Below are 5,621 nucleotides of genomic sequence, written 5' to 3'. Positions count from 1 at the left end.
GCAATGAATTTGAATGACTTACCTTCTTTGAGATGCTTTTGGATTTCCAGCCTGTCGTCTAATGTCAGGTGAGAGTGCTTATTCATGACAACCTCCAATGAGGCACCATCCCCACCATCTTACCCTTCTGTCAGATTAACTTCCACTTCCCACTTTGTCATAGTAATTTCTACTAATGTTTTTTATTGGGTTGAATCTACTTTATCAATTCAGCTGGTTATTTTTTCTTCCGAATTTTTATAAATTATTGTTGCATTAATCCGAAACATTGCTATAATAGTCTTTGTAATGACGTTCCGCGATAGCTCAATGGTGGAGCACTCGGCTGTTAACCGATAGGTTGGAGGTTCGAGCCCTCTTCGCGGAGCCATTTTTTTTATAACTGAATAACTCGCAATGAATGGGAAGAGTAACGAGTAAAGTCTTCAAGAGACCGGACGGGTGGTGCAAGCTCCGGAGACATAATCGTGAAGGGAGTCCATGAGCGTGTGAATGCAAGAGCAGGGCAATGCCAAGAAAGGTGGAACCGCGGATAATATCCGTCCTTTCGTTGAGCAGGCCTTTTTTTATTATTATGATTTGGGGAGGAAAAGAAATGACTGAAAAGACAATGGATAAGATCGTAGCGCTTTCCAAGGGCAGGGGCTTCGTATATCCGGGATCGGAAATATACGGGGGACTAGCAAATTCGTGGGATTACGGCCCGCTTGGAGTTGAGCTCAAAAACAACATAAAGAAGGCATGGTGGAAGAGGTTCGTGCAGGAAAGCCCCTACAATGTGGGACTAGACAGCGCGATACTCATGAACCCTGAAGTCTGGGTTGCATCAGGCCATGTAGGCGGATTCTCTGACCCGCTCATGGACTGCAAGGACTGCAAGTCAAGGTTCCGTGCCGACAAGCTTGTCGAGGACGACATGACCCTTAAGGGAGCTGAGGTAGCTTCAGCTGATGGAATGAAGGAAGACGAGCTCATGAAGTACATAGAGGACAACGGTATAGTATGTCCGAAGTGCGGAAAGAAGAACTTCACAAGCATAAGGAAGTTCAACCTCATGTTCAAGACCTTCATGGGAATCACAGAAGACAGCAAGAATGAGGTTTACCTAAGGCCTGAGACAGCTCAGGGAATCTTCGTGAATTTCAAGAGCGTTGCAAGGACAACAAGGAAGAAGGTTCCATTTGGTATAGCCCAGATAGGAAAATCCTTCAGGAATGAGATAACACCTGGAAACTTCATATTCAGGACCAGGGAGTTCGAACAGGCTGAGCTTGAATTCTTCTGCAAGCCGGGAACAGACCTTGAATGGTTTGCCTTCTGGAAGGATTACTGCATGAAGTTCCTGCTGGACCTGGGCCTTACTGCAGAGTACGTGAGGATGAGGGACCATAAGCCTGAAGAGCTTTCGTTCTACAGTGCCGGCACCTCTGACATCGAGTATAAGTTCCCGTTTGGATGGGGAGAGCTCTGGGGTATAGCTGACAGGACAAGCTATGACCTGACTCAGCATATCAACCACTCCAATGAGGACCTCTCATATGTGGATCCTGTTACGAATGAAAAGTACATACCTTACTGTGTCGAACCGTCAGTCGGTGTGGACAGGCTTTTCCTCACATTCCTTGTAGATTCCTATGAGGAGGAGACGCTTGAAAATGGTGAGGAGAGGAATGTGCTTAAGCTGCATCCTGCACTTGCTCCGTTCAAGGCAGCGGTATTGCCTCTGTCGAAGAAGCTTTCAGATAAGGCACTTGAGGTCTACGGACAGCTTTCCAAGCACTTCATGGTTGACTATGATGAGGCTGGTTCAATAGGCAAGAGATACAGAAGGGAAGATGAGATCGGAACACCGTTCTGCATCACCGTCGATTTCGACACCCTTGAGGATAACACTGTAACAATCAGGGACAGGGATACCATGGAGCAGATAAGGCTTTCAGTATACGAGGTAGCTGACTACATAAGCAGGAAGCTTGAATTCTGATAACTACCGACATTTTGAGGACCGGCCTTATGGGCTGGTCCTTTCAGCTAAAAAAGTGGAAATCATGATTCCTTTTACTCTATACTGAAGGGTGAAGGAATGTACTCGGTAAATAGGAACAAATATATGAAAATGCGGGTGTAAGCTGTGAAAAGAGATTTCAATGAGTTCAAGGAATATATCAGGGACAAGAAGGTCGGTGTCGTAGGAATAGGAGTCAGCAATCTTCCGCTTATAAAGTTTCTTCTGAAGCTGGGTGCCAGGGTGTCAGCGTTTGACAGGAGAGAGCTGAGTGATTTGGGACCTGAGGTCCAGGAACTGGCCGACAGGATCGAGATATTCCTCGGTCATGATTATCTTGACCATCTCGACGGTCTGGACGTCATATTCAAGACCCCGGGAATGAGGATAGATGATCCGCATCTTGTAAGGGCAAAGGAAAAAGGAACGATTATCACTTCGGAGATGGAAGAATTCCTGAAGTACTGCAAGGCAAGGACCTTTGGTGTGACAGGCTCTGACGGGAAGACCACTACCACTACTGTTCTGGGGCTTCTTCTGAAGGAAGCCGGCTACAAGGTGTTTGTAGGCGGTAATATCGGGACACCTCTGTTTGACAAGGTAGAGGATATACGGCATGACCATATGGTGGTGCTTGAGCTTTCAAGCTTCCAGCTCATGACTATGACAGTGTCGCCTGATGTGGCAATAGTTACCAACCTTTCCCCTAACCATCTGGACATGCACAAGGGAATGCAGGAATATATCGATGCGAAGAAGAACATCTTCCTGCATCAGGGAAAGGACGATATTCTCATCTTAAATGAGGACAATGAGATAACGAAGATGTTCGCAGGTGAGGCAAAAGGTGTGGTTGAATTCTTTTCTTCAACCAAGGAGCTCGAAGATGCGTACTTCATGGATGGAACCCTGTACCTCAGGGATGAGAAGGTAGTCGAACTTAAGGACATGCTGGTGAAGGGAGTCCACAATGCGGAGAACTTTCTTGCGGCATTCCTTGCAGCCAAGGACTATGTATCGATAGATGAGATGAGGAAGGTAGCCCTTACTTTTCCGGGAGTAAAGCACAGGTGCCAGCTTGTAAGGGAATACAAGGGCGTAAGGTACTACAATGACTCCATCGCATCAAGTCCGACGAGGACCCTTGCGAGCCTAAAGGCTCTGGATACGAAGGTGAATCTCATCGCTGGCGGATATGACAAGAACATAGACCTGTCGCCTGTAGCCTTCCAGGGCTACAAGTACATAAAGAATGCAGTGCTTGTTGGAGATACAAGATTCAAGCTCAAGGAAGCGTTCGACAACCTTGCCAACATGAAGGGAATATTCGTTCCGGTACATATGGCTGAGTCCTTTGAGGATGCAGTCTACATTGCCAAAAGGCTTTCAAAGCCAGGTGATATCGTTGCGCTTTCTCCTGCGTGTGCCAGCTTCGACAGTTTTAAGAACTTTGAGGAGAGAGGGGACAGGTTCGCATCTTTAGTCAATGATTTTTAAATTTTGGAACTTGCGTCTTATGGCTTGCAGACCTTTGCATTATGGTTCCTCTTAGGATAAAATCATAGTGAAATCCATGGAATGTTTGCATACTAAATCAGGGAGGCAAAAAAATATGGTAGTCAACAAGATAAAGAGAATAGGGATACTTACAGGCGGTGGAGATTGCCCGGGACTCAATCCAGTCATAAGAGCTGTCACCAGGACTGCGATACTTGAGTACGGCTGGGAAGTCGTTGGCATAAGGAACGGATATAAGGGAATGTATAACGGCGATTTTGTCGAGCTTACTCTCGATTCAATTTCGGGAATACTGCATGAAGGAGGTACTATCCTTTACAGCTCAAACAAGGACAATCTTTTCGACTATCAGGTTGAAGAGGATGGCAAGCTTGTAAATAAGGATGTATCTGATGTTGGAGTGGAAAACATCAGGAAGATGGGAATAGACGTAATGTTTATCGTCGGAGGCGACGGTACCCTTACCTCTGCAAGGGATTTTGCAAGAAAGGGAGTAAAGGTAGTAGCTATTCCAAAGACCATAGACAATGACCTTGCATCAACAGACACTACGTTCGGATTCTCGACTGCTGTCGATGTTGCGACAGAAGCCCTGGACAGGCTGCATACAACTGCTTCCTCACATCACAGGATAATGGTACTTGAGGTAATGGGAAGATATGCCGGCTGGATAGCTCTACATTCAGGAATAGCAGGTGGAGCGGATGTAATACTTCTGCCTGAAATTCCATATGATATCAGGAATGTGGCAAGGACAATCGAAGAGAGGAAGGCAAGAGGCAAGAACTTCTCCATTGTTGTTGTCGGTGAAGGAGCCAAGGAGATTGGCGGAGATATTACCGTAAGGGAGATCATAAAGGATTCACCGGACCCTATAAGGCTCGGCGGAATCGGAATAAAGGTTGCAAGCCAGCTTGAGAAGCTCTGCGGAAACGAGACAAGGGCTACTATACTCGGGCATCTGCAGAGAGGCGGATCGCCTTCATCTTCAGACAGGATACTTTCCACAAGATATGGTGTTGAGGCAGTGAAGCTTGCTGCATCGGGCAAGTTCGGAAACATGGTCACACTTAAGGGCGACCACATGTCCTATGATTCACTTGAAAATGTAATCGGCAGGAAGTCTAAGCTTGTAAATCCTAACGGAGAGCTTGTTGAGGCTGCCAAGTCAATGGGCATAGGCTTCGGAGACGAGTAATAGATAGTAATGCTAAAGAGGCGCCGTAATTGGCGCCTCTTTCAACAGGGAGGATATTCATGGGACAAGGAGACTGTACCTGGCCAGGAAGCGAAATTGAACGGGAATACCATGACAATGAGTGGGGAGCTGAGCTCCATGATGACAGAAAGCTGTTCGAATTCCTTATACTTGATACCTTCCAGGCAGGACTGTCCTGGAAGACCATACTTAACAAGAGGGAAAATTTCAGAAAGGCATTTGATGAGTTCGACCCAGAAAGGATAGCTGAGTATGACATCAGCAAGCTTGAAGAGCTTATGCAGGACAAAGGAATCATAAGGAACAGGCTTAAGATACAGGGAGCCGTGAAGAATGCCAGGGCATACCTCAAGGTCAGGGAGGAGTTCGGGTCCTTTGACAGCTACATCTGGTCCTTCGTTGGGAACAGGAGCATTGTGTCAAGCATAAACGGACCTGAAGACTACAGGGCCACCTGTCCTGAATCAGATGCCATGTCAAAGGACATGAAGAAGAGAGGATTCGCATTCTGCGGCAGTACGATCTGCTATGCGTTCATGCAGGCATCTGGCCTGGTGAATGACCATCTCAACTCCTGCGCATACAAGAACAGGATATAGTAAATAATTCAAAATCGATAAAGGCTGGTAACCGTATGTGTGCCAGCCTTTATCGTGGATTTGAATAGAACATTCAATACAGAAAACAATAGAAAATGTAAACAAATTGAAAAAATTCTTGATTATAGGATTGCCTGAAATATCTCCTTGTGGTAATATATCTAAGTCAGCTGTTTCGGCAAACAAGCGTTGACAGCGCTCATAAAGAAGTGGTATTATAAATAGGCTCACTTCGATACGAACAATAGCGAAGCGGCAAAAGCTCTTTGAAAATTAAACA

The 5,621-nt window shown here is 46.0% G+C and carries 4 protein-coding genes and 1 tRNA gene; all 5 read left to right on the top strand.

From position 1 onward, the window contains the following. Nucleotides 1-295: 295 nt before the first annotated feature. Nucleotides 296-370: transfer RNA gene (locus tag T472_RS05720), tRNA-Asn, on the top strand. Nucleotides 371-595: 225 nt separating this feature from the next. Then, entirely contained in the window at nucleotides 596-1,984 is a 1,389-nt protein-coding gene (locus T472_RS05715; RefSeq protein WP_023386462.1) for a glycine--tRNA ligase, read from the top strand. A gap of 147 nt (nucleotides 1,985-2,131) precedes the next feature. Then, nucleotides 2,132-3,502, top strand: a complete 1,371-nt coding sequence (murD, locus tag T472_RS05710) for a UDP-N-acetylmuramoyl-L-alanine--D-glutamate ligase (RefSeq protein WP_023386461.1) — start codon at nucleotides 2,132-2,134, stop codon at nucleotides 3,500-3,502. A 115-nt stretch (nucleotides 3,503-3,617) separates the two neighbouring features. Further along, nucleotides 3,618-4,721, top strand: coding sequence for a 6-phosphofructokinase (locus T472_RS05705; RefSeq protein ID WP_023386460.1), 1,104 nt, complete (start codon nucleotides 3,618-3,620; stop codon nucleotides 4,719-4,721). A 59-nt stretch (nucleotides 4,722-4,780) separates the two neighbouring features. Beyond that, nucleotides 4,781-5,341, top strand: a complete 561-nt coding sequence (locus T472_RS05700) for a DNA-3-methyladenine glycosylase I (RefSeq protein ID WP_040906822.1) — start codon at nucleotides 4,781-4,783, stop codon at nucleotides 5,339-5,341. Nucleotides 5,342-5,621: the final 280 nt, after the last annotated feature.

Origin of the sequence: Youngiibacter fragilis 232.1 (assembly GCF_000495435.3) — a bacterium.
Taxonomy (GTDB): domain Bacteria; phylum Bacillota; class Clostridia; order Clostridiales; family Clostridiaceae; genus Youngiibacter; species Youngiibacter fragilis.
This window is presented reverse-complemented; position numbering and strand designations above follow the sequence as displayed.

Bases quoted from the DNA above. Each gene is read 5' to 3' on its own strand.
- T472_RS05705 (WP_023386460.1), top strand. From the start codon at position 3,618: ATGGTAGTCAACAAGATAAAGAGAATAGGGATACTTACAGGCGGTGGA.
- T472_RS05715 (WP_023386462.1), top strand. From the start codon at position 596: ATGACTGAAAAGACAATGGATAAGATCGTAGCGCTTTCCAAGGGCAGG.
- T472_RS05700 (WP_040906822.1), top strand. From the start codon at position 4,781: ATGGGACAAGGAGACTGTACCTGGCCAGGAAGCGAAATTGAACGGGAA.